Below are 24,883 nucleotides of genomic sequence, written 5' to 3'. Positions count from 1 at the left end.
AGCATTTTAGGAAAGCAGAAGGTTGCTTTCCTTCTTTTGAATTTTCGAAAAATAGTCCTTTTAGATCACTTTTTCTATTATAATAAAGAGAAACATACGATATTAAACGAATAGGTGGTTACATGAAAATAACCAGAGTATTTAATAATAATGTCATTAGTGTACTTGATGACAAGCAGGAAGAGCTCATCATTATTGGAAAGGGGCTCGCTTGGCAAAAGAAGCCAGGAGATATCGTGGATGAAGAAAAAATTGAAAAGATTTTTGAGCTGAAGAATAAAGATATATCGCAAAAGTTCAAGACCCTTCTTTATGAAGTCCCCATTGAATATATGGAAGTGACAGAAGAAATCATTAAGCTTGCTAAAGACAGGCTCGGCAGAAGCTTTACTGACAGTTTTTATATTTCCTTAACAGATCATATTCACTTCGCTGTTGATAGAATAGAAAAAGGACATATCATTACTAATGCTTTATTATGGGAAATCAAACGATTTTACAAAGATGAGTTCACAATTGGTAAGGAAGCTTTGCAGCTCGTAAAACAAAAGCTGGGAGTAGATTTGCCGGAAGATGAAGCTGGCTTTATTGCAATGCATATTGTCAATGCTGGTTTAAGTGAGGAAATGCCTAATATTGCTAACATAACAAAGGTCATTCAGGATATTATGAATATTGTTAAATATCATTATAAAATGGAATTTGATGAAGAATCGCTGAACTATTTCCGGTTTCTCACCCATTTGAAGTTTTTTGCACAACGGCTGTACAGTAAAACATACTTGGCGGATGATGATTCATTTTTATATGATGCTTTTAAACAGAAACATCCAGGAAGTGTTGAATGTACAGAAAAAATCTCAGAATATATAAAGAAACAGTTCGACTACGATATTACAAACAATGAAAAGCTGTATTTAGCTATTCATGTTCAAAGGCTAGTTAGTCGATAGCAAAAGGAAGGCTTTTTTTAGCCTTCCTTTTTTGTATACTCTTATTTATCCACGCACCGCACTATATCTTTTAAAGCGGAAATGGTAAGTGAATGTGACGATAATAATTAAAACAGTAAGCACTGTATAAATATTACTGTAGTTTAAACTGTCTTGTGCTTGAAGGAGCGGATTCAGCTGAACTGAAAAGCTGCCTTTTTCGAGCGCTTTGCTCATTAATGTAGTGAAAAGAGCACCAGAGATAAAATTCGTCATCATTAAAATCCCCATTCCGACACCAACGTCTGCTTTTACGAGTGTGCCTGATACAGTATTGGACAAGGCAATTTGCATAAAGGTTTGCCCGATACAAGCAAACATTAGTACAAACATAATAATATACGGTGACAAGCCTGCCACAATGGAAAGGATGCTGTAGCCGACAAAGAAACCGAGCAGAGCGATATAAGTAAGAACATGATTCCCTTTTAAATCAGCAAGTTTTCCGCCGCTTCGCCCTAAACTTGCTGCAAGTAAGGCACTTGGAAACATATACAAGCCGCTCAAAATCGGTGACAGTCCATTAACATCCTGCAGCAGCAACGGTGTCAAGTAGGGAATTCCGAAGCCGATTCCTGAACAAAGTCCAGAAATGACAATTCCTAAGGAGAACTGTTTATTTTTGAATAAAGAAAGCTGTACAAATGGGTCTCTTGCTGATTGAATCCGCCATAGAAACAGCATAAAAAATAAACCACATAAAGCAGCATACCAAATGGAGCTTTGTGTTATAGCCAGCAGCAGAAAAGCGAGTGTTCCAGCAAGGAAGGCAGCACCGACCATATCTATTTTTCCATATCTCTGCTGTTGTTCTTCTTGTAAGTATTTGCGGAAAAACGGCAAGGTAACAAGAGACAGCAAGGAGACAATAAATAAATAATGCCAATTAAAGAAGCTAGTCACACAGCCAGCTACAATTGGACCGATCGCCGTTCCTAACGCCATGCCAGCAGATGTTAAACCTAATACTCGTCCTCGATTTTCACTATTGAAGTAGCGAGTGGGAATAATCATTGACACAGTTGGCATGACAGATGCTCCCATCGCTTGCAGACAGCGGCCTGCAACAAGCAAAGGAAAGCTGCTTGCTGCAAAACCGAGAATGCTCCCTGCTGCAAAAGTGCATAAACCAAAGGTTAGCAATGTTTTTAGCATATATTTGTCAGCCAGCTTTCCATAAATGACAGACCCGATTGCATAAATAATAATGTAAGCTGTCACAATCCAGCCTGCCTCTGTTGGCAGCAGATTGAACTCTCTAGTAATAGAAGGAATGGCCATGTTGAACATAGTGGAATTCATGACAGAAATAACTAATGCAAAAACAAGAACTGTTACCAGCCTGTCTATACCTTGTTTTTCTTTATTTGCAGCGACAACCATTTTTCTTCTCCTTTTAATCGTTTATTAGCTATTTATTTTGGTTTGTTGACCACTTTTAGATCAAGAACATCTAAGTTTTCGATAACCCGGTCGAAACGAAGCGGCATCGCCTCACTTGGGAAGGTGTAATGCTCAAAATCGTCGCCAAGAATGCGGAAAAATGGTTCAAATAAACCAGAAGCGAGCAAGCCGACCATCTTAGTATAGTGAGAGTCTAGGCGATAGGAGTGAACGGTGCCTGCTGGAACATGAAGGAAATCTCCTGGAAGCATCTCAATCTCTTGGCCGTCAGCCCACATCGTCATCTTCCCTTCAAGGCAGAAGAATGTTTCCGTATGATGTTCATGATAATGTTCAACAATCCTGTCACCAGCAGGCCCGTCTGAAGCAACAATAATAAATTGGCCATCTGTATTTTTTTGTGATGTTATAATGCGATGAAGCTGATCTCCTGTCAAAAGACGGTCTCCTTCACCTGAGTAGATAACATAGGGAATTGCGCTGTCAGGCAGGCTCGTGACACTTGCTACTTCTGAAGTTATCTCAGGCTGTTTTTTTAACTGTATATCTGTATGTAAAGTAGCATCCAGCAAAACTTCAGTTGGGATGTCACTATTAACATTTGGCGGATATTCAGGTTGGTTGTAGGGTTTACCAATAATTCGGTAAAGCTCTGCGATTTCACCATTGGCAGTATAAGAGACAAATCTTGTTCTGTGGGCTTTCATAACATAGCTGTGCACAGTTCCAGCAGGTATGTGGGCATAGTCGCCAACTGTAAGCAAATACTTGATGCCATCAAGCTTTATTTCCAGTCTGCCGCTTAAAATCAATATTCCTTCATGTGTGTTTTCATGGATATGAGAAGGAAAGGAATCCTCTTTACCTCCAGTAATCATCACCATTCCAAAAATATTATCTGTACTAGGTGAATCTGCCATTATGGTGGCAACTTGTCTGCCGAAGAGACGATGTTCCCCAGCACCGCTTCTTAGTAAATAAGGTTTTTTTTCTGTTGGTAGTCCTGTTTCTTTTAATAAGTTCATGCTTTTATCTCCTTTGTAATTGACTAGACCGGTCTGTCTAGTATCATAATACAAAGGGATAAAAAATTCTACCCTTTGTTGTTAAAAATTTGTGGAATAATTTCACTGATGGCCAGCAATGGTGCTTTGTCCTTACGGGTTATCGACTGCATAATCCCCCCGCCGATCATGGAATTAATCAGCATGCCCATCTTTAATGCATAATCTTGGTTGTATCCGTTTTGCACTAGTTTAGCAGCAATAATTCTTTCCCATTTTGCAAATGCCTCAACGCATGCAAGACGCAACGGCTCACTAATAAGTGCCGTTTCACTTGCCAGCAATCCGATCGGAATTCCTTCAATATGTTCAGGTGATTCAAATTGACTTGAAGTATCGGCAATAAACGCTTGAATTGCTTCAATAGGGTCATTTATTTCATCCATAATCGTTTGCAGCTTTCTTTCAATGTAACTGCTTGTATAGTGAACGGCTTCGATTGCCAATGATTCCTTTCCTTGAGGAAAGTGGTGGTAAATAGAACCTTTTGGCAGTCCGCTTTCACTGATAATTTGATTCATGCCTGTCGCGTGGTAACCTTGCAGCTGAAAAAGCCGAGAAGCTGTTTGCAGTATTTTGTCACGGGAATTTAATTTCGTCTCCATCATTATTTTCCTCTCCTTCAATTGTGAGAATAGTCCTACCTAACTATAGAAAATAGATAAGCTATTGTCAAAGAAGCAATTCTCCATTTAAAGCTATTTCTGAGTTTTATAAAAAAAAAATGTACCTAAACCGCTGGTTATTTCAGTCGCCTTAAGGTACATAAACATGTTAGTTATTCAAGAATATTTTTTTCTAAAATCACACGTTTACGGTAATCAGCAGGAGTTGTATGATAATACTCTTTAAATTTTTTATAAAAATGATTGAAATTAGTGTAGCCTGCTTCGTCAGCAATCCGATTTATTTGCATTTGTGTGTTTTCGAGGAGAAGCTTTGCTTGACGGAGGCGAAGCTCTTGCACCATTTCACTGAATGTTTTACCGATATTTTCTTTCAGCAGCCTGCTCAAATAATTAGGATGGAAGTGAAAATGCTTCGCAACCTCCTTTAAGCTTGTTGTTAAATAATACTCTTCAATATATTGGAGTATATCAACAATGGCAATACTTGAGACATCTTCTGCCAACGTCTTCGGTTGTTGTTTAGACATTCTCATAAGTTCTGTAAACAATAAGACGATATGGCAGCTGAGTACCTCTTGGCCGCCAATATCAGGATTGTAATATTCTAATAATCCAGCATCCACACAATTTCTAATTTTTTCATTTCCTGATGAAGGAAAGTAAAGGTAACGGCCTTTCATTTTCGGTTTGTAGATGGCATCAATCACAAATTTAGAAATGAGATCATTCTCAGTCAAACGGGCAAGAATATTATGATTGAAATAAGTTTTGCGGAGGAGAATATTAATAATGACGGTGTCTTTATCTGCCTTTTGGATGGTATGCATGACATCTGTATCCAAAATCGTCAAGTCGCCTTCCTTCATCACAACTGTCTCTCCATTAATCCATTGTGTAAATCCGCCAATATAGGCATAGCTTATTTCTAGAAAGTCATGCTTATGTACTTTAATATCGACATAACGGGGATGTTTCATGATGGTAATCTTGTCTGTCTTGTTCATTAAAGAATCTGCTGACAGAACTGCATCCTCAGCACTCTGTGAAGCTGAATTTAGACTGGATAAAATCTCATGCAGATCATCCGTTCCAGATGCCAAGGCAAATGCCTCAATTTCATTTTCTGAAAGCAATTTTTCCCTCAAATTATTAACCAACATAGCCTCACCATACCCTTGTCTTTAAATAACTGCTTTTTTAGGATAATGATTTAAATAAGTAAAACTAACACTATGATAATGATATAAAATGATTATGACACCGCTTACAAGTTTTTAGCAAGCGTTTTATTTAATAATTACTATTTTTTTAAAATGGCTGTAAACAATTAGGGGGAGAAGCAATAAATATAAGCAGTTTTTTGCAGAGAATTTAAGACGCAGACAGAAAAAAGCCGGCAGCAAAGTGCCAGCTTTTATGATGACGTCCCTGGAGGGAATCGAACCCACGACACACAGCTTAGGAGGCTGCCGCTCTATCCTACTGAGCTACAGAGACATGAAATATGCTACCTTAAGAGGATACAACATCGGGCGAATTCTGTAAAGTAATTAGCTCTGGAAACCATTCTTTAGATGATGTTATCTAAAACTGTTATTAAATAAAAGTTGTAAGAAAGGGGGAAGATTCCCATGAAAAAGAGTATTATCTATAACAGCTCCATTATATTTTAGAATTGTATTTTTATGTATAGTAGAAATGATGATAATCATTTCTACTATATTATTGCCTAGGATAACAATTAACACATATAATACCAATATCAGAGGGTGATTTACCCTACATAAACTAGATAATATCTCTACTAAATTAGAGGGAGGAATATAGTGCAACCTCTTTACATGTTCATTAAAGAAAAGATTGAGGCGGACATACATTCAGGCAAATTAAAGTCAGGAGATCGTTTGCCTTCTGAAGTAAATCTTGCAGCAGAGTTTAAAGTGAGTCGTGAGACAGTTCGATCGGCAATTCGGTTACTAGAAGAAAAGGGAAAAGTGTATGTTAAGCATGGGGTAGGAACTTTTGTTGTTAACCCTTTGCCTAAGACGCCAAATAGTTTAGAAAAACTAATGAGTGTCACTTCGATGATAAAGTATGCAGGTTTAGAGGATGGAGAAAAACGAGAGAGAATCAAGATTGTAGAACCTACAGATGAATGGAAGGAGCTTCTTCAGCTTAGAGAAGGAGAAGAGGTAATCATTCATGAAAGAATACGAACGGCAAATGAAGAACCAGTTGTGTTTTCTCAGAATATTTTAGCAGAATCACTAGTGAAGAAGAATATGATTAATGAAGGCTCAATCGGTTCTTTATTCGACTACTTAAAAAAAGAGAGTAATATTGATATCAGTAGAGCTACAACAGAAATTGTTGTTCCATTACATACAGATCGCAATTGTCATAAGCTTCTTATTCATCCTGAAACGACTGTCTTATTGTTAAAGCAACTTCATTATGATTATCAAAATCGTCCTGTTCTTTATTCATTAGATTATTTTAGAAATGATGTTTTTACATTTACCGTTAATAGAACTAGATAAATAAATAGATTCAATCTGTTGAGAAAATCGATCAAATTTAATTGGTCGATTTTTTTATTTTCATTAGAGGTCTAGACAACTTAATGAAAGAATAATGAAAGTTATGAATTTTTACAAGAATACTACAAATAGAATAAAGACTATTAATATTTGTTTGCTAAATTAAAAACTAAGAGGTATAGACTTCTAATGTTTTTAAAGCATTATTTAAAATGGAGAGGAGAAGAGATATTGTGGTATTTTAAAACACTTGGTAAGGGGAAAGTAATTGAATTTATTCTACTTGCGATTTTCCTGCTGTTCTTTTTTGGACCTTTATTAAATTTATTGTTACTAGCGTTTTCAGGAGAATGGCAATACCCTGATATTTTGCCTAAGTCTTGGTCATTGGAATGGTGGAGCTTCGTTTTAGCAGATGAGTCAATTGTGAGATCGATGTGGTTATCTTTTCTTATAGCAAGTATTGTTACATTGATTTCCCTTATTATTTGTATTCCTGCAGCATATGCTTTTGCCCGAATTAGTTTTCCATTAAGGAGGTTTTTTCTTTTCTCCTTTTTACTGACTAATGCATTTCCAAAAATGGGTTTATATGTTGCAATTGCCGTTTTGTTTTATCAATACAACCTTATGAATACATTCATTGGAATTATTTTAATACATCTAATCAATACGCTTATGTTAATGACATGGATTCCTTCTGCTGCATTTGAGAATGTTCATCGTTCTCAAGAAGAATCGGCACGCGATGCAGGCGCATCTCCTTTAAAGGTATTTTGGTATATTACGTTGCCGATGGCTAAGCCGGGAATTATTGTAGCTTCTGTTTTTACCTTCTTATCTTCTTTAGATGAAGCACAAGGAACTTTACTAGTAGGGATACCAGATTATAAAACGATGCCAGTTATTATGTATTCCATAATAGCAGATTATCCAAGTACAGCAGGTGCGGTGTTTTCTGTGATATTGACACTCCCAACTATCATCCTGTTATTTGCAGCTAGAAAATTTGTCGGAGCTGATTCATTTGCAAATGGAATGCGCCTTAAATAATGATTTCAATCGAACGAAGAGAGAGGAAGGTAACCAAGAGTGTCAATTAGCTTATCAATAACTAACTTAAGCAAGATCTATCCTACAGGGGAAGGTGTTAAGAGTTTTTCCTTGGACATTCAAAATGGGGAAATGGTTACGTTACTTGGACCCTCAGGATGTGGCAAATCCACTGTTCTGCGCAGTGTTGGCGGATTTATTGAGCCTGATGAAGGGTCCATAATAATTGCTGGAAAGCAAGTGAATCATCTCCCTCCTGAAAAGAGACCTAGTGCTATGGTTTTTCAAAGCTATAATCTTTGGCCGCATATGAATGTATTTAATAATCTAGCATTTAGTTTAAAGCTTAAGAAAACCAAAAAAGCTCAAATCATGGAAAAAGTGAAATGGGCTTTGAATTTAGTACAGCTTCAAGGATATGAGAAAAAGTATCCAAGTGAGTTATCAGGAGGTCAACAACAACGGGTTGCACTGGCACGAGCATTGCTTCTTGAACCGAAAGTACTTTTGCTGGATGAACCATTTTCGGCTCTTGATGCTAAGTTAAGGCATGAATTACGTGAGGAGTTAAGAGAAATTCAAGCAAAACAGCAGCTTACCATGCTGTTTGTAACACATGACCAAGAAGAAGCACTTTCCATTTCCGATCGTATTGTCGTTATGAACAAAGGAGAAATAGAGCAAATTGATTCTCCGCAAAATATTTATAATTATCCTGCATCCCTGTTTGTTGCTCAATTTATAGGAAAGATGAATTTTCTTACAGGTTATGCGGAAGGAAACAAAATTCATATCGGTTCACTTAACTTTCCTAACATGAATCGTTATAACAAAACAGTTACTGTTGCAGTCAGACCAGAAGATGTTGTTCTTGCAAGTGAGGTAGAAAATGGCCTTGATGCCATGATTGAAAAAGTGATGATGTTAGGTCATTATGCAGAGGTCAGCTTGAAAACAGAGTTTGGAAAGCTAAAAATGTTTGTTGATCGCAGTGAAATAAGTCAATTTAAAATGCTTCAAAATATCCGCATAACTTTCGCAACCATTCAAACCTTTACAGATGAAAACGACTTACATACTATTGGTTATTCAAAAATACAAAATCTAACTAAAGAGGAGATTGAAGTATATGAGAAAGTCTAAATCATTAAAAAGAATGTTAACAGGAACAATATTAGCTGTCAGTACCTTTTCATTAGTTGCTTGTAATTCTAGCGAGACAAACAGTGCGGCAAGTGGAGGAGATGATGTAACAAAAATATCACTATACAGTTCAGGCTCTCAAAATGTTGAGACTTTCTGGGAAACGGTTATTCCTAAATTTGAAGAAGCACATAAGGATATCGATGTTGACTTCGTGTTCGTTCCGTCTGGGACTGGTGGACAGGCTACAATTGATCGAATCGTTGCAGCTAAAAAAGCAAATAAAGATTCAGAGATTGATGTTTATGAAGGAGCACTAGCTGATATTATCCGCAGTGAAGATGAAGGTGGACTTTTTTATGAACTTTCAACAGATTCGATTGAAAATCTAGAGAATGTTCAAGAAGAAAATTTGGAGGGTACTCAAAATCTAGCAGTTCCTTACCGTGCATCATCCGTAGTTCTTGCGTACAATTCGGACAAAGTAAAAGATGTACCGAACACAGCAGAAGAATTGAATACTTGGATAGAAAAAAATCCTGGTCGCTTTGCTTATAATGATCCAAATACAGGTGGAGCAGGAAGCTCCTTTGTCCTCTCGACTGTATATAACGAACTTGATGACAATGCTATGAATGTTCAGGATGAAAGTATTATAAAAGAGTGGGACAAGGGAATTCAAATACTGAAGGACATGGCACCAAACCTATATAAAGAAGGAGTTTATCCTAAAAAGAATCAAGGAACACTTGACCTGCTTGCAAACGGAGAGGTTGATATGGTCCCAGCATGGTCTGATATGGCTCTAGAACAAATAAATTCAAAATTATTGCCTGATACTACTGAACTAAAACAAATTGATCCAGCATTTACTGGCGGACCAGCCTATTTAATGGCTGTAGATAATGGGGATGAAAAGCGGAGAGAAGCCACAGAAACGTTCCTTGATTATGTGCTTACTCAAGATGTTCAAAAGTTAGTTATTGATACAATGTACGGCTATCCAGGTATTAAGTGGGACCTGTTATCAGCTGAGGATCAAAAGAAATTTGAAGCAGTAAGTGGCGGTTATCGAACTTTTAACGGTGGCGATCTATCGAGTGAATTAATGAAGGTTTGGCAAAAAGAGGTAGCAAGTCAATGAGTAGGGAAGTTGCCTTAAGAGAGAGTTATGTGATGAAGAAAAAAACAAAATTAGCAGTGTTAGGAATAGGGCTTGTGATGCCCTCTTTCCTAACTTTGCTAATTTTGGTCATCTACCCAGTGGCACTTGCTATAATGGAGAGCTTTCAAAATGAAGAGGATGCCTTTTCACTTGAAAACTACCAATATATTTTTACAGAACCATTAATCTTGCAAAGTATTCAACATACGTTAGTAATTACGTTCATTTCTTGTTTTTTGACTTTAGGATTGAGCTATATATTAGCCATTTATCTTAACTTTAGTAACAGTATTTTTTCTAAAATAATCAACAAGCTGTATTTTATCCCGTTGTTTATTCCTGGAGTCATCGCCATTTATGGATTTTTAAATTTTTATCGAGATAATGGCTGGGTTGCAAGAATCATCGGTGAAGGCAATATGCCTTCCATTATATATGACATGAAAGGATTATTAATGATTAATGTGTGGTTTAATATTCCCTTTACTACCATGCTGTTATTATCTGCTTTACAAGCCATTCCCCGTTCAGTCATTGAAAGTGCAAAAGATACGGGTGCATCAAAGTTAAGATTGTTTATTCATTTTATATTTCCTCTTTCTTATAAGACAATGCTAGTTGCTTTGACGTTTCTGTTTATGGGTTTAATTGGCAGTTTTACAGCACCTTTTCTCATCGATCGAAATGCGCCGCAAATGTTAGGTGTATCCATGCAGCAACATTTTTCTGTATACAATGAAATTGGTCAATCAAGCGCCCTTGCAGTCTTTATGTTTGTACTATGTTCGATAGTAGGCTATGTATATATTCAAAACAACATGAAAAAGTCAAAGAAAGATCTGTTTTAATTTTAGACTGGGGAGTTGGATAGGATGACGGTATTAAACCCTGTAAAAATGAAGCATTTAGAACGTGAGCAATCTAGCATTATTATTGAGGAAAAAGGATATTATGCAATTAATCTTCGCGCATATGCGTCTACCTCTTGGCAGGAAGAAAACAATGAATCACTCATGTTGAGACTGTATGTGAATAACGTGCATCACCAAGACATTGTATTATTCTATGGAAGACGGGACTTCACCTATAAGCGTCTGCTTGGCATGATGGAGCCTGGAACGTATGAAATAGAATATGTTTGTGAATCACCCCGGAACAGGGAAGCGGTTGCTCAGATTGAGAGCTGTACGATAGAAAAATTAGATTTATCTGACCGAGAAGCACTTGCGGTTCAGTATGCTCCTAAACTTTATGGTCGGGCAGTATATAGCCAGTTTGATAATTTATATACAGATACCCCTTTAGAAATGATTTATTTTTTTGATCAGTGGGAAAAAGGGTCGGTAATTGAATATCATATGGTATTTAGTCATGAAGATGAGGGTACACCTGCGGTTTTGTTAATGTCAAAGTGGGGGCGCTTATTAGATATTGAATATATGGCAAGAGTTTATTTGAATGAACATAACGAAATGGACCATGTTGAATATCAAGGGGCAGAACATCAGGTTAAATCTTATAAAATCGATGATAACCAAATTATTCTTCAAACTGCTACATGCAATGGGAACTTTACGGATGAAATTACAAGTTCCTATCATTTTTCCTTCATTCCAAGTTACGAATGGAAAATAGAAAATGAGGCTCGAGAAACAGTCATGGAGCGTTTTCCATATATCAATCATGTTATGAAATGGGAAGCTGAGCGCCAGTTAAAAAACGCTCCATTGCCTTACAATAGAATTCAAAATGTTAGTCAATATATTTTCCTTCAATCCTCTGTATGGGGGATTGAGCATGGTATCCCGAGTATAGACTTTCTATGTAGGCTTAATGGAGAAAACGAGTGGTACTCAAGTTCTCTCCATAATAAAAAGATAGGTGTATTCTCTGCAGCTTATACTGGCCCGTACAATCACTTTGGAACAGCTATTTGTCTACCGGAAGGGAAATCTATGGAAGATATAGTAGAAATAAAGATTGCTCTTATTAATGAAAAGTTACATACAATCAACGTGAAAAATTTGAAGATATATGCTTACGATGGAAATGACCACTTGCAGAAATATATGGAAGAAAGCTTTGACGAAGAGCTAAACAATATAGAATCGGCAAAGACAATCTGGCGAAAAGAACGGTAAGGAAGGTGTAAAACAACACGATGAGAGAAGAAGAGGCACATATATTATTTGAAATCAATTCAACCATTACGAATAAAAGTATGCAATCACACATACAACACACCTTTTTTGTCCCGGAAGATACGGACGTAATTTATGTGGATTTTTCTTTTGATCCACCACATCAAACAGATGTAAATGAGAATAAACGACTAATGGAAGAAGCATCGATGTATTATGAATCAAAGTTACCACAGAATGGTGAAGAATTGATTAGAAACTTATTAACATTATCGATTGATGACCATGATGGTTTTAGAGGGGCACGCCATTATCATTCGCCTACCCAACATGTAATGATTAGTGATTTTCATTCATCTCCTGGATTTCTTAATAAAAGAAATCCAGCTGGGTTGTGGTCTGTAACGGTAAGTATTCATGCATTGGTAACGGAAAGCTGTCAATTTAAGCTGCGTGTATATAAAAAGCCTCATTCAGCAAACAAAACCTTGATTCCATGGAGAGATAAGCCTTTATGTCAACCAATTAAAGAAAATGTTATTAGTTTTCCAAGTTATCCATCAATAGAAGGTCCGGTGAAATGGGTGCCATCTGAATTGCATACACATACATTTCATAGTGATGGTAAACAGTCGCTGATTGAGATGGCAGGGGTTGCGAAAGAAATGGGCCTTAAAGCAGTCGTAATGACAGACCATAATACAATCAGTCCTTTTGAAGAAATGGAACAAGCAGAAGTTCTTTCTGGTCTGCATATCCTTTATGGTTTGGAATGGACGACCTTTTACGGACACCTACTAACGCTAGGTTATGATTCGCCAACTTATACTGATTGGCGAGTAATAGGACCTTTAGATATTGAAAAGGGGATTAAGGAAATTCGTCAGCATGATGCCCTAGTAGGAATTGCCCATCCGTTCCGGATAGGAAACCCGATTGGAACAGGTTGTCACTGGGAATTTCCCGTCGAATCACTTAGTATATTTGATTTTATAGAGGTTTGGAATTCCACAAGGCCAGGGTCAAAAGCTTATAATCAGCGTGCCTTTCACTATTGGACAGACTTGTTAAATAAAGGCTATAGAATAACTGCAACAGCAGGAAGGGATTGGCACCATAATGAAGAAATAAATCCTTTGCCAGCCATTACATATGTCCAAATGTCACAAGTCAGTGAAGATAAAAATATTTTCAGAACAGCTTTTTTACAATCCATCCGTGCTGGACGAATCAGTATTTCCTATGACAAACCACTTGAGCTTATAGTGATGCAAGAGGAAAAGACTTATAGAGTTGGAGATGTAATAAATAAAGATGAAAATCAGCCATTCATTGTGCAAGTTTCTTCAGAGGAGTGGGATTTTAATGACCGCATTGATAGGAAAGGCGCATTTATGGTGATAGTAACAAACGAGGGAGAACATTTTACTGGAAGCATAGGGCAGTTTCAACTCGAAACAGAGATAGCTAACAAAGACTTAAAATGGATTCGCGCAGAGTTATATGCGTCGATTGATAATGGAGACCCAGAGTTGGTGGCATTCACCAATCCTATCTATATGAAGTAATAATATGTCAGCTATACTGAATGAAAGAAGAAGAGTTCGGTATAATCGGACCCTTCTTCTTTCATACTTATTACATGTTTAGTTATTCCAAACATTGCAATTCTTGTAGATTACAATTTAAACTTCTTAACACTGTCGCGCAAACTTTCAGCCATTGTCGACATAGTGGAAGCTGAATTTGCAATTTCTTCAAATATGGCCGTTTGTTCTTCTGAGGTTGCTGCAATTTGTTGAACATTACTTGTTGTTTCAACAGATATTCCGCTAAGCTCCTCCATTGATTTGGAAACTTGCTGCACACCATTATTCATATCCTCAATCGCAACATTAACTTCTGTGATTTGCTTGTTAACTCCTTCAACTGACTTTTGGATGTTTACAAAAGCACCTCTAGCCTGGTCAAACGTTGCAACTCCATCTTCTAATTTGCTATAGCCGGTGTTCATTGCTTCTACAGCGTTGGAAGATTCTACTTTTATCGTTTCTATTTTATTTGTAATGTCATTTGCAGCAGTTCTAGATTCTTCGGCTAATTTTCGTACTTCCTCCGCTACGACTGCAAATCCTTTACCGTGCTCACCAGCTCTTGCAGCTTCAATCGAAGCATTTAATGCCAATAGGTTAGTTTGGTCTGCAATTGCAGTGATTAATGAAATAATTTCACTGATTTCATTCGTTTGTGTACTTAATCTATTAACAACTTCAGAAGTATGCTTCATCGATTGATGAATAACATTCATTTGCTCAATCGCTGAGTCAATAACCATTGATCCATTCGTGGCAATATCAGCAGTTTGATTTGAGTTTATGGAAACTTCTTTTGCATTATCAAAAATGAGTTCCATTCCTTTAGAAACATTAAATATTCCTTTGTTCATTTTATCAATATTTTGCGTCTGATTTTCGACACCATTTGAAACTTCCTGAATAGATTCAGTTACTTGAACAACAGAAAGATTTGTTTGCTCTGCACTTGAGCTTAGTTCTTCAGCGGTTGTCGAAACTTCTTGGGCGTTCTTAGCAATTTTATGGATAAGCGTGTTAAGGTCTGTGACCATATGCTGAACTCCACTTGCAAGCTGTCCGATTTCGTCTTTTCTGTTTATATTTAAATCTTTTATAGCCAAGTTGCCATCAGCAACCTCATTTACGTAGTCCTTTAATGAAATAATCGGTTTAGTAATTCTTTTGCTGACAAAGTAGGCAATGACTATTCCTAAGATAATAAATATCAGTGTTAAAGCTAATGACGTATAAAGGGCTGAAGATTTTAAGCTATTGATAAAAGAAGCATCCATATCAACTCCAGCAATCATATCTGTTCCTTTAATAGGTGCAAATATCGATTTGTGAATGCCGAATTCATCCTTATAAATGTCGCTGAAATGAGTTGTTCCCTCAGAAAGAGTTTTTTTCATTTCATCTGAGAAAGTATAGTCTGAACCCTGCGCATCTGTGTTGCTTAAGGCAACAATGTATTCTTTATTATCCTTTTTCGCTAGAACATAAGTATTTTCAACCTCATGTTTTACTTGGTATTGATTTACTGTAGTTATTAGCTCATGATAGCTTGTGCTGCTTCCGCTGTCGGCGCTTTGAACTATAGCTGGATCAATATTTTCTACCATGTCATTTAAAACAGTTTCTAAGCGATTCTCAAATTGATCAATAACATAATTATTGATAATATTCATCGAAAAAGTATAAAGAGTAGCACTAAAAATAACAGAAAATATAGCAATCGGTATAACAAAATCTAGAATATTTTTAAATAAGATCGATTTATTTCTAGATGGTAACTTCAATTTTTAGTCCCTCCATCTTTTTAATAGAATTTTCAATCGCGTTAATAAAATGATCGATATGTTCTACTTCCGTATATGGAGAAATGGAGAATAATTTTGCTACATAAATCGGCAGGCGCTCTTTTGAATCACTAGCATTCACTAAGCATTGTTTTTTCGTATCTCCAAAAAACACATCTTCCCGCTGTTGACCAAGTATTTCAAATAATTCATTGTTTAATTCGTTTGTATGTAAGATTTGTTCTGTCGTTGCTTGGCCATTTTGTTCTAAATCCCAATGAACTGTATCTTGATAGAGTCGGAATGTAGTAATAGGACCGATATTTTGATAGTTTGTGATACCCATATTAGGAATTCTTGCTGTTAATTTTTTTCTAAACTCAAGATTTACGCGTACATAATTTGCGAGTATTTGCTGGTAACCTTCCACGCCGAATGCCAATAAAGCAGCATATATTGCGATGGCACTTCCCATTCTTGAACACTCTAACGTATAACCTGTATGGTAGCTTCCATACCCACGATTACCGACATAAGGTGTTTCGAATTCTTCCAGATCAAGCAGACCAAGATCTTCGCCATTTTTAATTAAGAAAAGGCTTGTTAAATATGGTGTTTGACCAAGCTTTTGGAAATCAAAGCATAAGCTGTCTGCCAAGGAGATATGCTGCATTCTTTCATTAATATGACGCAGTCCCTCTAAAACCTCTTTTTCAAACCCAAGAGGATTTTGGGTGAAATCATAGGTTGAAAATAGGGAATAAAAACCGCCTAAAGCAGAATCGGCATGAATATGTATTGGTTTTAACTGATGCTTTTTCTCTATTTCTGTTGTAATTTCTTTGATTTGCTTTACATCATCAATGCCGAAACTATCTGTTGTTCCAGTAGTTGCGACAACATATACAGGGATACCGCCTTTTTGAATGACTTCTTCCAGTTTACTTCTGAAATCTGTCATATCCATCGCAAAGTCATTGCCTGCTTTCACACGAATTAAATGGTTGCTTCCAATTCCAGTTGCTTCAACAGATTTTAACAAGCTGTAGTGAGCATTTTCAGAAGCAAAGCAGTATAGGTTATTAGGGATTCCTTCTTCTTTAGCATGCGGGAATTGCTTGGCAATTGCTAAACGGAGACCGCTGAAAACAGCTCCCTGGCCACCCCAAGTTGTATAACCCCAGCTTTTTTTGTAATCATAACCAACCAGCTTGGACATCATGGAAATAACTTTTACCTCTGCTTCAGAAGCTGCCGGACCATATACATCCCATAAGTTATTTCCATTTAGAATCGATGTGGTTAATAGTCCAATAATCCCAGGTATGCTTGCCATTGGTAATACATTCGTTACGAAATTTCTTGTATGGTAAGGATGTCCGTTTGATAGATCAACTAGTTTTTTGACTATTTCCTCCATATCCATTCCTGATTCGGGAGCTGCCGCAGACTCCACGATTTCTTTGTAGAAATCATCACTTTTTTCTTGCATTGGACCTAATGTAGCTTTGTTTGGATCTTTTTTGCTGTCAATACCGGCAATTAGTTGTTCAATATAACCTAATAGCCTTAATTGCTGCCCGCGATCTCCATCCTCACTTGGAAATAACTGCTGTACTTTCTGTAAATCCATAATTTCCTCCTTATGATATGTATTGGATGCCTTTATGTGTTCTAACAAAAAAAGCCCTTAAAGAATCAAGGGCTGCAAAGAATATGGAAACATCCTGCAACCCAGCCGTCGTAGCTTTATACGCCTTAGACCTGAAGCTTTGCGTCCTCATCTTTCAATGAGTTTGCCAGAAAAACAAAAAGTATGTATGTAATGAACGTATTTTCTATCGTCCAAATTTCCTATTTTTTTAGGAAAATATTAAAGTTCATAAATTCTAAATATTAAATCTAAAGAGATTATTCCTACCTAAAGAAGTTGGATGTGCATTGTTCATGTGGAAGATGCGATCCTTAAGGAAAACAGGTAAGCTTGCCGCCAAAGCACATGATTTATGAAAGAGTCCTATTTTAACTTTTTTTGTTAGAAATTTGTACAAATTCATATATAATAAACGGATAAAATACACTTATCGAGGAGATTTATGATGGAATGGAATTTGAAAGCATTTAATGAGCTAAATACTGTTGAAATGTATACGTTTTTACAAGAAAGAACAGCTGTGTTTGTTGTCGAGCAAAATTGTCCTTATTTAGAGGTGGATGGAAAGGATATTGAATCCTATCATTTGTTCGCCCAATTAGACGGAGAAATTGCTGCCTATGCAAGAATATTGCCAGCAGGGGTGTCTTACAAAGAAGCGTCAATCGGCAGAGTGCTCGTTAAAAAAGCATACAGAGGACAGGGCCTCGCCTATGATTTACTGAAAAAAGCAATTATGTTTATCCAAGATGACCTAAACGAGACAGCAATCAAGATTCAGGCTCAGAGTCATTTAGAGAAATTTTACGCTTCATTTGGGTTTAAGTCTATTTCTAGTAGTTACTTAGAGGATAATATTCCTCATATCGATATGCTGCTCACTTTTTCAGAGTAAGAGGGAGGTTATATTGGGAAAGGGAGAGTGGCTAAGTTGAATCTCCAGCAGCTTGATGAATTATTGCGAAGTCTTGATTATATTGAAGAACTTCAAATTAAGACAGGAGAAAATGTGAATGACTTTGATGGTCATGAATTACATATAGAAAATGGGGATGCAATCCCTAGAATGCGGGAAGAGTATTTTTTTCATAGAGGACCAATATTTATAAATAAACATCATCGCTATGCAGACATGCCTTTGCATATGCATTCCTTTATAGAAATCAATTATGTGTATTCAGGCACATGCCGCCAAATTATAAATGGTGAGGAAATACTATTAACGAAAGGACAAGTATGTATTCTTGATACAGATGTTCCACACAGTATTCCTGCACTGGGGAAGGATGATATCCTCGTCAATATCATTATGAAGAAAGACACCTTCTCCACTGCTTTTTGGTCGCAATTTACAGGGAAAGGTGTCGTTTCTGAATTTTTACTGAATGCTATAACAGAGAATCAGCTTCATGACAGATATATTCTGTTTCATTCAGAGCAGCATGACGAACTGCAGCATACTATCAAAAAATTGCTGTGTGAGTTCTTTTTTCCGACAGACTATTCGACAGATATTATTAATGCCTTGCTGCCTGTTTTGTTTTTTGAACTGATGCGAATTTATCAGCTTGATAAAAACTTCGAAACTTACGAAAAAATCGGCCGCACGAATATGATGGAAATTCTTCATTATATTGAAAATAACTATAAGGACTGTACATTAACCTCACTTGCAAAGGTATTTAACTTTAATCCAAATTACTTAGGCAATATGCTAAAAACGCGCACCGGCAAGACGTTTATTGAACTGCTACAGTCACAAAGAATGGTTAGAGCAGCTGTTCTCTTGAAAAACACCTCTAAAAGCATCGCTGACATTGCCTATGAAATTGGTTATGAGAGCAGCAGCTTCTTTCATCGCAAATTTAAGGAGCATTATCATTGCACACCATATCAATATCGGAAAAAGGGGAATTGACACAGCTTAAGACCTCATCTGTAAAAAGAGCATATTTTATCTGTAAACCGTTTATTGTATCCGTATTCAGAAAGCGTTTTAATAAATGTAAGAACTAGTTCGACTTTTTGAATCACAGGAGGTAATGAGAATGAACGGAGCAGTAAGTGTATGGCGTCAGCGCATTGGCTATGGCGCCGCTGATTTTTCATGTAATCTCGTTTGGCAGATGATTGGATTATATTTAATGTTTTATTATACAGATGTTGTCGGCATTGCAGCCGCCCAAGTAAGCTTATTGTTTTTGCTGACAAGAATAATTGATGGTGTTGCTGATGTATTGATGGGAATCATCATTGACAAGACTAACACAAAATGGGGCAAATCACGGCCGTATTTCCTATACGGAGCCATCCCGTTTGCTTTGCTTGGTATACTGGCCTTTTATGTACCGGATGTGGGTCCTGCTTCTAAGCTGCTTTATGCATATATTACGTATACAGGTCTGTCGATTGCTTATACGATGGTTAATATCCCGCTGGCGTCCATATTGCCGAACTTGACAAGTGATCCGCAGGAGCGGACAATGCTTGCAACTGTTCGGATTATCTTTGCCTTGTTCGGCTCGACAGCTGTCAGTGTACTGACAATGCCGATGGTAAATACATTAGGTAACGGGTCCCAATCTCAAGGCTTCTTTTGGACAATGGTTATCTTTTCTGTAATCGCTTGCTTTTTATTCTTCTACACATTCCGCAATGTGCGCGAGAAGGTTGTTGTACAAGCAGAAAAAACAACTGTAAAACAAGCATTATCTACATTGAAAGGCAATAAGCCTTACTATGTTTTTGCAGTGAATATTTTGTTTATGTGGGGAGCCTACTTCTTTCAGCAAGGAGCGCTTATCTATTATTTTACTTATAATCTAGACCGAGCAGACCTTGTTGCCCTGATTGCAGGTATCGGGTCATTCGTTCCTATTGTCGGCACGGTGTTAACACCGGTTATTGCAAAAAGAATGTATAAGCGCACACTATTTATGATTTCAAGCGCCGTTAATTTAGTAGGACTTTTCATTATGCTGGCGGCAGGCGGCAATATTGCGATTCTTATTACAGGTGCTATTGTGTCAGCGATTGGCCATGGAGCACGGCAAAGCATCTACTTTTCCATGCAGGCAGACCCTGTTGATTATGGGGAGTGGAAAACAGGTATCAATGCTGCTGGGATTTTGAGTGCGTTGAATGGCTTTATCGGAAAGGTAACGATGGCAGTTGCCGGCGCCCTTTTTGGCATGATGCTGACATGGGGGAATTATGTGCCGAATGAAGTGCAAACGAAAGAAGCATTGCTGGCAATTAAAATGGGCTACCTTATTATTCCGGCAATTTGTGTGATTATTTCGATGATTATTATGCGTTTTTATAATCTCGACAAAATCTATCCGCAAATCAGAGCCGAAATTGATGCCCGCATCAAGACGGAAACAAAGGAGGAAGCCATATGAACTTTCAAAAAATCGACGAGCAAGTGATTGTCCGAAACGAAGGGTTCGAAGAAACCGCAGAAAAGCTAAAGCCTGTTCTTCACGAAACAGCTGTTAGTCCTAAAGCTTTGGTTAAAGTCAAAGCGGATGAAGCTGTAATCCATGGATGGAAAACAGAATTTATCGCACCAATCAGCGCATTATCGCAAAATGACTATGGTAAAAACGATTCCTTCATTCTAGATTTTGGCGACCACTATGTAGGATATCTTTCGTTTGATGTTCGTCCTGTCGGAAGCCCTCCCGATGCTCCGCTAAAGCTGCGTTTAACAATCGGTGAAATGCCAGTTGAAATGGCAGAGCCGTTCACAGATTATGATGGCTGGCTAAGCAGTTCATGGCTGCAGGAAGAAACGGTTTATGTCGATGTGCTCCCAGGTGCTATCACACTGCCGCGAAGATACAGCTTTCGGTACGTTAAGTTAGAAGTTTTGGCTACATCACTAAAATACCGTGTCGCATTTGAAAATGTAGAATGCAGGGCCGTTACTTCTGCTAATCAAATAGGGGTGGCAACGTTACATGAAGATCAACTGTTACAAAGCTTAGATGCAATCAGCATAAAGACACTAGCTGATTGCATGCAAGATATATTTGAGGATGGTCCAAAACGCGACCGCCGCCTCTGGCTGGGAGATCTGCGGTTACAGGCACTCGCAAACTATGAAACTTTTCAAACAAATGATCTTGTGAAACGCTGTCTGTATTTGTTTGCAGCAGTTCCTGATAAAGGCGGCCGAGTTGCTGCAAATGTATTCGTTGCCCCACAGCTGATTGCTGATGACACGTATTTATTTGATTATTCGTTATTTTTCTTGTCAACACTACGTGATTATTATGCTGCTACAAACGATTTAGAAACCTTGAAAGAACTGTGGCCGACTGCATACAGACAGCTGGAGCTTGCCTTAGAACGTTTGGATGAAAATGATATTCTTAGAGACTCTCCTGACTGGTGGTCGTTCATCGACTGGCAGGATGGGTTGAACAAGCAAGCACCTTCACAAGGGGTTTTAATCTATGTAATGAAACAGGCAATAGAGCTTTCAAGTATCCTTCAAACAGAGCAAACGGAATATTTAAAGCTGCGGCTAAAGGAAATTATGGCAGCAACAAAAGAGCATCTATGGGATGAAGAGAAGCAATTTTTTGTGAGTGGGCAAGACCGCCAAGTTTCATGGGCCAGCCAAATTTGGATGGTGCTGGCAGGTGTTCTCCCACAGCAAGAAAATCGACAGCTGTTAAATCGTTTGTTTCAAGAAAACCCAGATATCGGCATTGCAACACCGTATATGTACCACCATTTAGTCGAAGCATTGCTGCATGCGGGGGACAAAGACAGAGCCATTCTGGAAATGAAAGCATATTGGGGAGGCATGATTAAGGACGGAGCAGATACCTTCTGGGAGCTTTATAATCCTCATGACAAGAAATTTTCCCCGTACGGAAGCTATCTTATCAACAGCTATTGCCATGCATGGAGCTGTACGCCAACATATTTGATTCGAAAATACAATTTATAAGAAAGTAAGAGGCAATCGCAACATGATTGTCTCTTTTTTTGTAAAGGAGTGTTTCCGATTGTTTATTCTTATGTTATTTTAGTATAGATGTAAAAATATAGAAGGTGAGGAAAAGAATGCAACAAGATTGGCAGCTAATATGGCGTTTTTTAGGAATAGCATTTTACGTACTGTTTTATTTTGCGTGTATATTTATCATTAATATTGGTCAATCTTCCTTTAGCATCATAAGTGTTCCTGCTGTTTTGGTGCCCATATTGCTGATTTGGATTACAGGCTTAATGAGGAGAAAAGGTAAACTAACGCTTACAAACAGCATATCATTGCTGCTATTTACCATTCCTCCAATCATTTGTTTATATTTGTTAGGCCAAAATGAATACAAATCAACATTCACAACCGATAAATGGCTTCAATATGAGACAGAAAGAACCTATATGATTGATGATTTATTAGCAAACCATCCATTAAAGGGCAAACAGGAACAGGAGATTATTGCCTTGTTAGGCAGCAATATCGAGATGAACTACTTTAAAGAGGATGATAATATTGTTTATCATCTTGGGATGGAGCGCGGATTAGTTTCTATAGACAGTGAGTGGTTGGTCATTCATTTGGATGACAACAGAGTAGCTGATAAGGTGGAGGTTGTCACAGACTGAGCTTATTACAGAAAGAGGTTAAAAATTCCTTGTTAATTTTTAACCTCTTTTTATTTTGCCCATTATTCTAAAAAAGTTTGAATAAAGGAACGAAACATTTTGGTTAATAGATTGAAAGAAATAGGACGAAAGAAAGTCTAAAATTTTAATGGAAGAGCTAAATAATGATGTAAGTGAATTTAATTCAAGAAGGTGAAAAGGATGAAGCTGGGAATCATCGCGAAACCCACCCGAGAAAGCTTTAAGGATGCTAATCAAAGCCAATTAGATTTTATCGAACTATGCGTGAACGAAGGCCAGGATGTTGCTGAGTTCCATAAGAACCGAAACCAATTAGTAAAGTGGAAAAAGCAGTATGGGATAGAAGTTGCTTCCATAGGCAGATGGAAATCCATTCGCTTAGATAAGCAAGGGCATGTCATACAAGCTGAGTTAGAGAAGTGTTTTCAATTAATTGATGTTGCAAGTGAATTAGAATGTGGAAATTTTGTAAGCGGTTGTAACTATGTGGATGAGTTATCTTACTATGATAATTGCTCTTCAGCAATCGCGTTTTTTTCTGCTCTCATTGATTATGCAAAGCCAAAGGGAGTCAGAATCTCTTCCTATAATTGCAGAAAAGTGAATTTTGTTCATAATCCGGAAGTCTGGAAAATCATTCATGGTCATTTAAAAGATTTAGGGATTAAATTCGATCCGTCACACAGCAGGTATTTTGGTGGAGACTATTTACAGGAGACTTTAGATTGGGGTGACCGTTTTAATCATATTCATTTAAAGGGTTCATTAATAGTTAATGGAACAAGAGTAGATGATCCTCCGGCTGGACTGGACCAAACTGATTGGAAATCATTTATTTCTTTATTAAGAGCAAAAGGCTATACAGGGGGATTAAGTATTGAACCGCATTCACCCATCTGGACGGGGGAACTTGGAAAGAGTGGTGTGAATTATACAATTGAATTTATGAAAAAACTCATTTTTTAAAGAGCAGGAGGATTAATATGACTAAGAAACTAAGATATGGCTTAATTGGAGCCGGCAGTAATGCAGAAAAAAAACACTTAAGCAATTATTTAAGTTTGCCTAATATTGAACTAGTTTCCATTTGTGATGTCAATCAGGAACATGCTAATAAGATAGCAAAAAAGTATCATGTTAAAAACATCTATACTAGCTATTCTGACATGATTGATAAAGAAAATTTAGATATTGTTAGCATTTGTACACCTAATTCCTTTCATACTCCGATCGCTATTTATGCTTTGCTGCACGGTGTCCATGTACATTGTGAAAAGCCGTTAGCACTAAATGCTATAGAGGCGCAAAAAATAGTCGATGCTAAAAACAAATCAGGTAAACAGTTAATGATTGGCCTAAATAATCGGTTTACAAATGAAGCGGTTTTTTTAAAAAGGCTTATTGATGCCGGCTATTTAGGAGAAATATACAAGGCGAAAACTGGTTGGATTAGAAGAAGCGGCATACCAGGAAGAGGAACTTGGTTTACAAATAAGGAGGTTGCTGGAGGCGGGGTTATGATTGATTTAGGTGTTCATTTTCTCGACTTAGCTCTTTATTTAATGGGACTGCCTGAGCCGAAATATGTTACAGGGGCAACCTATCAAAATTTCCACCAAACAGCTACTCGAAATAGAAATGGCTACAGTGGAAATCCAGCAGGTGTTTTTAATGTAGAAGATAGTGCTGCTGGCTTACTAAGCCTTCAATCCGGTGCTATTGTGCATTTTGAATTTGCTTGGGCTTCTAATATTGAACATGATCAAACATACCTTGAAATATTAGGAACAAATGGAGGAGCAAGCATTATTAACGGGGAGCTGAAGGTTTTTTCTGAATTACTTGACACAACTGTTGATATTACTCCAATTCTTAATCCTAACATAAAGCTAAAGAATGAGTTTGAACACTTTGTAAACAGCATTGTTTTTGCTGAAGAATTATCTGCTCCTGCAGAACATGGTGTATATATGATGGATATTATCGATCGCATTTATGTATCTGCAAGTATGGGCGAACCTGTGTTTTTTAAAAATAAAGAGAAAAGAGTAAGAATAATAAACTAAGTTAAAAACC

21 protein-coding genes, 1 tRNA gene and 1 riboswitch are annotated in these 24,883 nt (G+C 37.3%); of the genes, 15 read left to right on the top strand and 7 right to left on the bottom strand.

Annotated features, from left to right (window positions below):
• Nucleotides 1–122 precede the first annotated feature (122 nt).
• Nucleotides 123–953 (top strand): BglG family transcription antiterminator LicT, encoded by an 831-nt coding sequence (gene licT, locus L8T27_RS11450; protein ID WP_233313558.1) that lies wholly within the window; start codon nt 123–125, stop codon nt 951–953.
• A 45-nt stretch (nt 954–998) separates the two neighbouring features.
• Here licT and L8T27_RS11445 read toward each other — a convergent pair whose 3' ends face one another.
• From L8T27_RS11445 to L8T27_RS11425, 5 genes are all read right to left on the bottom strand, one after another.
• Nucleotides 999–2,375 (bottom strand): MFS transporter, encoded by a 1,377-nt coding sequence (locus L8T27_RS11445; protein WP_237941589.1) that lies wholly within the window; start codon nt 2,373–2,375, stop codon nt 999–1,001.
• A 32-nt stretch (nt 2,376–2,407) separates the two neighbouring features.
• Complete coding sequence (locus L8T27_RS11440; protein WP_237941588.1) at nt 2,408–3,421, bottom strand: quercetin 2,3-dioxygenase; 1,014 nt, start codon at nt 3,419–3,421, stop codon at nt 2,408–2,410.
• 68 nt (nt 3,422–3,489) lie between these two features.
• Complete coding sequence (locus tag L8T27_RS11435; protein WP_233314735.1) at nt 3,490–4,065, bottom strand: TetR/AcrR family transcriptional regulator; 576 nt, start codon at nt 4,063–4,065, stop codon at nt 3,490–3,492.
• Between the two features lie 173 nt (nt 4,066–4,238).
• Nucleotides 4,239–5,249, bottom strand: a complete 1,011-nt coding sequence (locus tag L8T27_RS11430; RefSeq protein ID WP_248574442.1) for an AraC family transcriptional regulator — start codon at nt 5,247–5,249, stop codon at nt 4,239–4,241.
• Between the two features lie 263 nt (nt 5,250–5,512).
• Nucleotides 5,513–5,586, bottom strand: a tRNA-Arg gene (locus tag L8T27_RS11425).
• 329 nt (nt 5,587–5,915) lie between these two features.
• Here L8T27_RS11425 and L8T27_RS11420 point away from each other — a divergent pair.
• From L8T27_RS11420 to L8T27_RS11390, 7 genes are all read left to right on the top strand, one after another.
• Nucleotides 5,916–6,629, top strand: a complete 714-nt coding sequence (locus L8T27_RS11420; protein WP_237941586.1) for a GntR family transcriptional regulator — start codon at nt 5,916–5,918, stop codon at nt 6,627–6,629.
• A 228-nt stretch (nt 6,630–6,857) separates the two neighbouring features.
• Nucleotides 6,858–7,682 (top strand): ABC transporter permease, encoded by an 825-nt coding sequence (locus L8T27_RS11415; protein WP_233314736.1) that lies wholly within the window; start codon nt 6,858–6,860, stop codon nt 7,680–7,682.
• Nucleotides 7,683–7,721: 39 nt separating this feature from the next.
• A complete protein-coding gene (locus tag L8T27_RS11410) occupies nt 7,722–8,825 on the top strand; it encodes an ABC transporter ATP-binding protein (RefSeq protein ID WP_237941585.1) in 1,104 nt (367 codons plus the stop codon).
• Nucleotides 8,812–9,969: an extracellular solute-binding protein gene (locus L8T27_RS11405; protein WP_233313564.1), complete on the top strand. Its 1,158-nt coding sequence runs from the start codon at nt 8,812–8,814 to the stop codon at nt 9,967–9,969. The genes L8T27_RS11410 and L8T27_RS11405 overlap by 14 nt, the downstream gene beginning before the upstream one ends.
• Nucleotides 9,966–10,838 (top strand): ABC transporter permease, encoded by an 873-nt coding sequence (locus L8T27_RS11400; RefSeq protein ID WP_248574441.1) that lies wholly within the window; start codon nt 9,966–9,968, stop codon nt 10,836–10,838. Before L8T27_RS11405 ends, L8T27_RS11400 begins: the two co-directional genes overlap by 4 nt.
• 24 nt (nt 10,839–10,862) lie before the next feature.
• Nucleotides 10,863–12,131, top strand: a complete 1,269-nt coding sequence (locus L8T27_RS11395; RefSeq protein ID WP_237941583.1) for a hypothetical protein — start codon at nt 10,863–10,865, stop codon at nt 12,129–12,131.
• Nucleotides 12,132–12,151: 20 nt separating this feature from the next.
• On the top strand, nt 12,152–13,699 hold the full coding sequence (locus tag L8T27_RS11390) for a CehA/McbA family metallohydrolase (RefSeq protein ID WP_237941582.1): 1,548 nt from the start codon (nt 12,152–12,154) through the stop codon (nt 13,697–13,699).
• A 110-nt stretch (nt 13,700–13,809) separates the two neighbouring features.
• On the opposite strand, the gene L8T27_RS11385 is transcribed toward L8T27_RS11390, so the two are convergent.
• Both L8T27_RS11385 and L8T27_RS11380 read right to left on the bottom strand, forming a co-directional pair.
• A complete protein-coding gene (locus tag L8T27_RS11385; protein ID WP_237941581.1) occupies nt 13,810–15,504 on the bottom strand; it encodes a methyl-accepting chemotaxis protein in 1,695 nt (564 codons plus the stop codon).
• Nucleotides 15,488–17,137, bottom strand: coding sequence for a pyridoxal phosphate-dependent decarboxylase family protein (locus tag L8T27_RS11380; RefSeq protein WP_237941580.1), 1,650 nt, complete (start codon nt 17,135–17,137; stop codon nt 15,488–15,490). Before L8T27_RS11380 ends, L8T27_RS11385 begins: the two co-directional genes overlap by 17 nt.
• A gap of 92 nt (nt 17,138–17,229) precedes the next feature.
• Nucleotides 17,230–17,315: riboswitch (cyclic di-GMP riboswitch) on the bottom strand.
• 288 nt (nt 17,316–17,603) lie between these two features.
• Between L8T27_RS11380 and L8T27_RS11375 the strand changes: the two genes are divergently transcribed.
• The 7 genes from L8T27_RS11375 to L8T27_RS11345 all read left to right on the top strand — a co-directional run bounded on the left by L8T27_RS11375 (nt 17,604) and on the right by L8T27_RS11345 (nt 24,873).
• Nucleotides 17,604–18,053, top strand: coding sequence for a GNAT family N-acetyltransferase (locus tag L8T27_RS11375; RefSeq protein ID WP_237942304.1), 450 nt, complete (start codon nt 17,604–17,606; stop codon nt 18,051–18,053).
• 27 nt (nt 18,054–18,080) lie between these two features.
• Nucleotides 18,081–19,076: an AraC family transcriptional regulator gene (locus L8T27_RS11370; RefSeq protein ID WP_233313570.1), complete on the top strand. Its 996-nt coding sequence runs from the start codon at nt 18,081–18,083 to the stop codon at nt 19,074–19,076.
• A gap of 130 nt (nt 19,077–19,206) precedes the next feature.
• A complete protein-coding gene (locus L8T27_RS11365) occupies nt 19,207–20,562 on the top strand; it encodes a glycoside-pentoside-hexuronide (GPH):cation symporter (RefSeq protein ID WP_237941579.1) in 1,356 nt (451 codons plus the stop codon).
• Entirely contained in the window at nt 20,559–22,124 is a 1,566-nt protein-coding gene (locus L8T27_RS11360) for an alpha-L-rhamnosidase-related protein (protein ID WP_237941578.1), read from the top strand. The genes L8T27_RS11365 and L8T27_RS11360 overlap by 4 nt, the downstream gene beginning before the upstream one ends.
• A 116-nt stretch (nt 22,125–22,240) precedes the next feature.
• Complete coding sequence (locus L8T27_RS11355; RefSeq protein ID WP_233313573.1) at nt 22,241–22,786, top strand: hypothetical protein; 546 nt, start codon at nt 22,241–22,243, stop codon at nt 22,784–22,786.
• A 201-nt stretch (nt 22,787–22,987) separates the two neighbouring features.
• A complete protein-coding gene (locus tag L8T27_RS11350) occupies nt 22,988–23,773 on the top strand; it encodes a sugar phosphate isomerase/epimerase family protein (protein WP_237941577.1) in 786 nt (261 codons plus the stop codon).
• Between the two features lie 17 nt (nt 23,774–23,790).
• Nucleotides 23,791–24,873, top strand: coding sequence for a Gfo/Idh/MocA family protein (locus tag L8T27_RS11345; RefSeq protein WP_237941576.1), 1,083 nt, complete (start codon nt 23,791–23,793; stop codon nt 24,871–24,873).
• The last annotated feature ends 10 nt before the right edge of the window (nt 24,874–24,883 follow it).

It is taken from the genome of Niallia sp. Man26, from assembly GCF_022049065.2.
Taxonomy (GTDB): domain Bacteria; phylum Bacillota; class Bacilli; order Bacillales; family Cytobacillaceae; genus Niallia.
The sequence above is the reverse complement of the archived record's forward strand: the minus strand, read 5'-3'. Positions and strand labels throughout refer to the sequence as shown.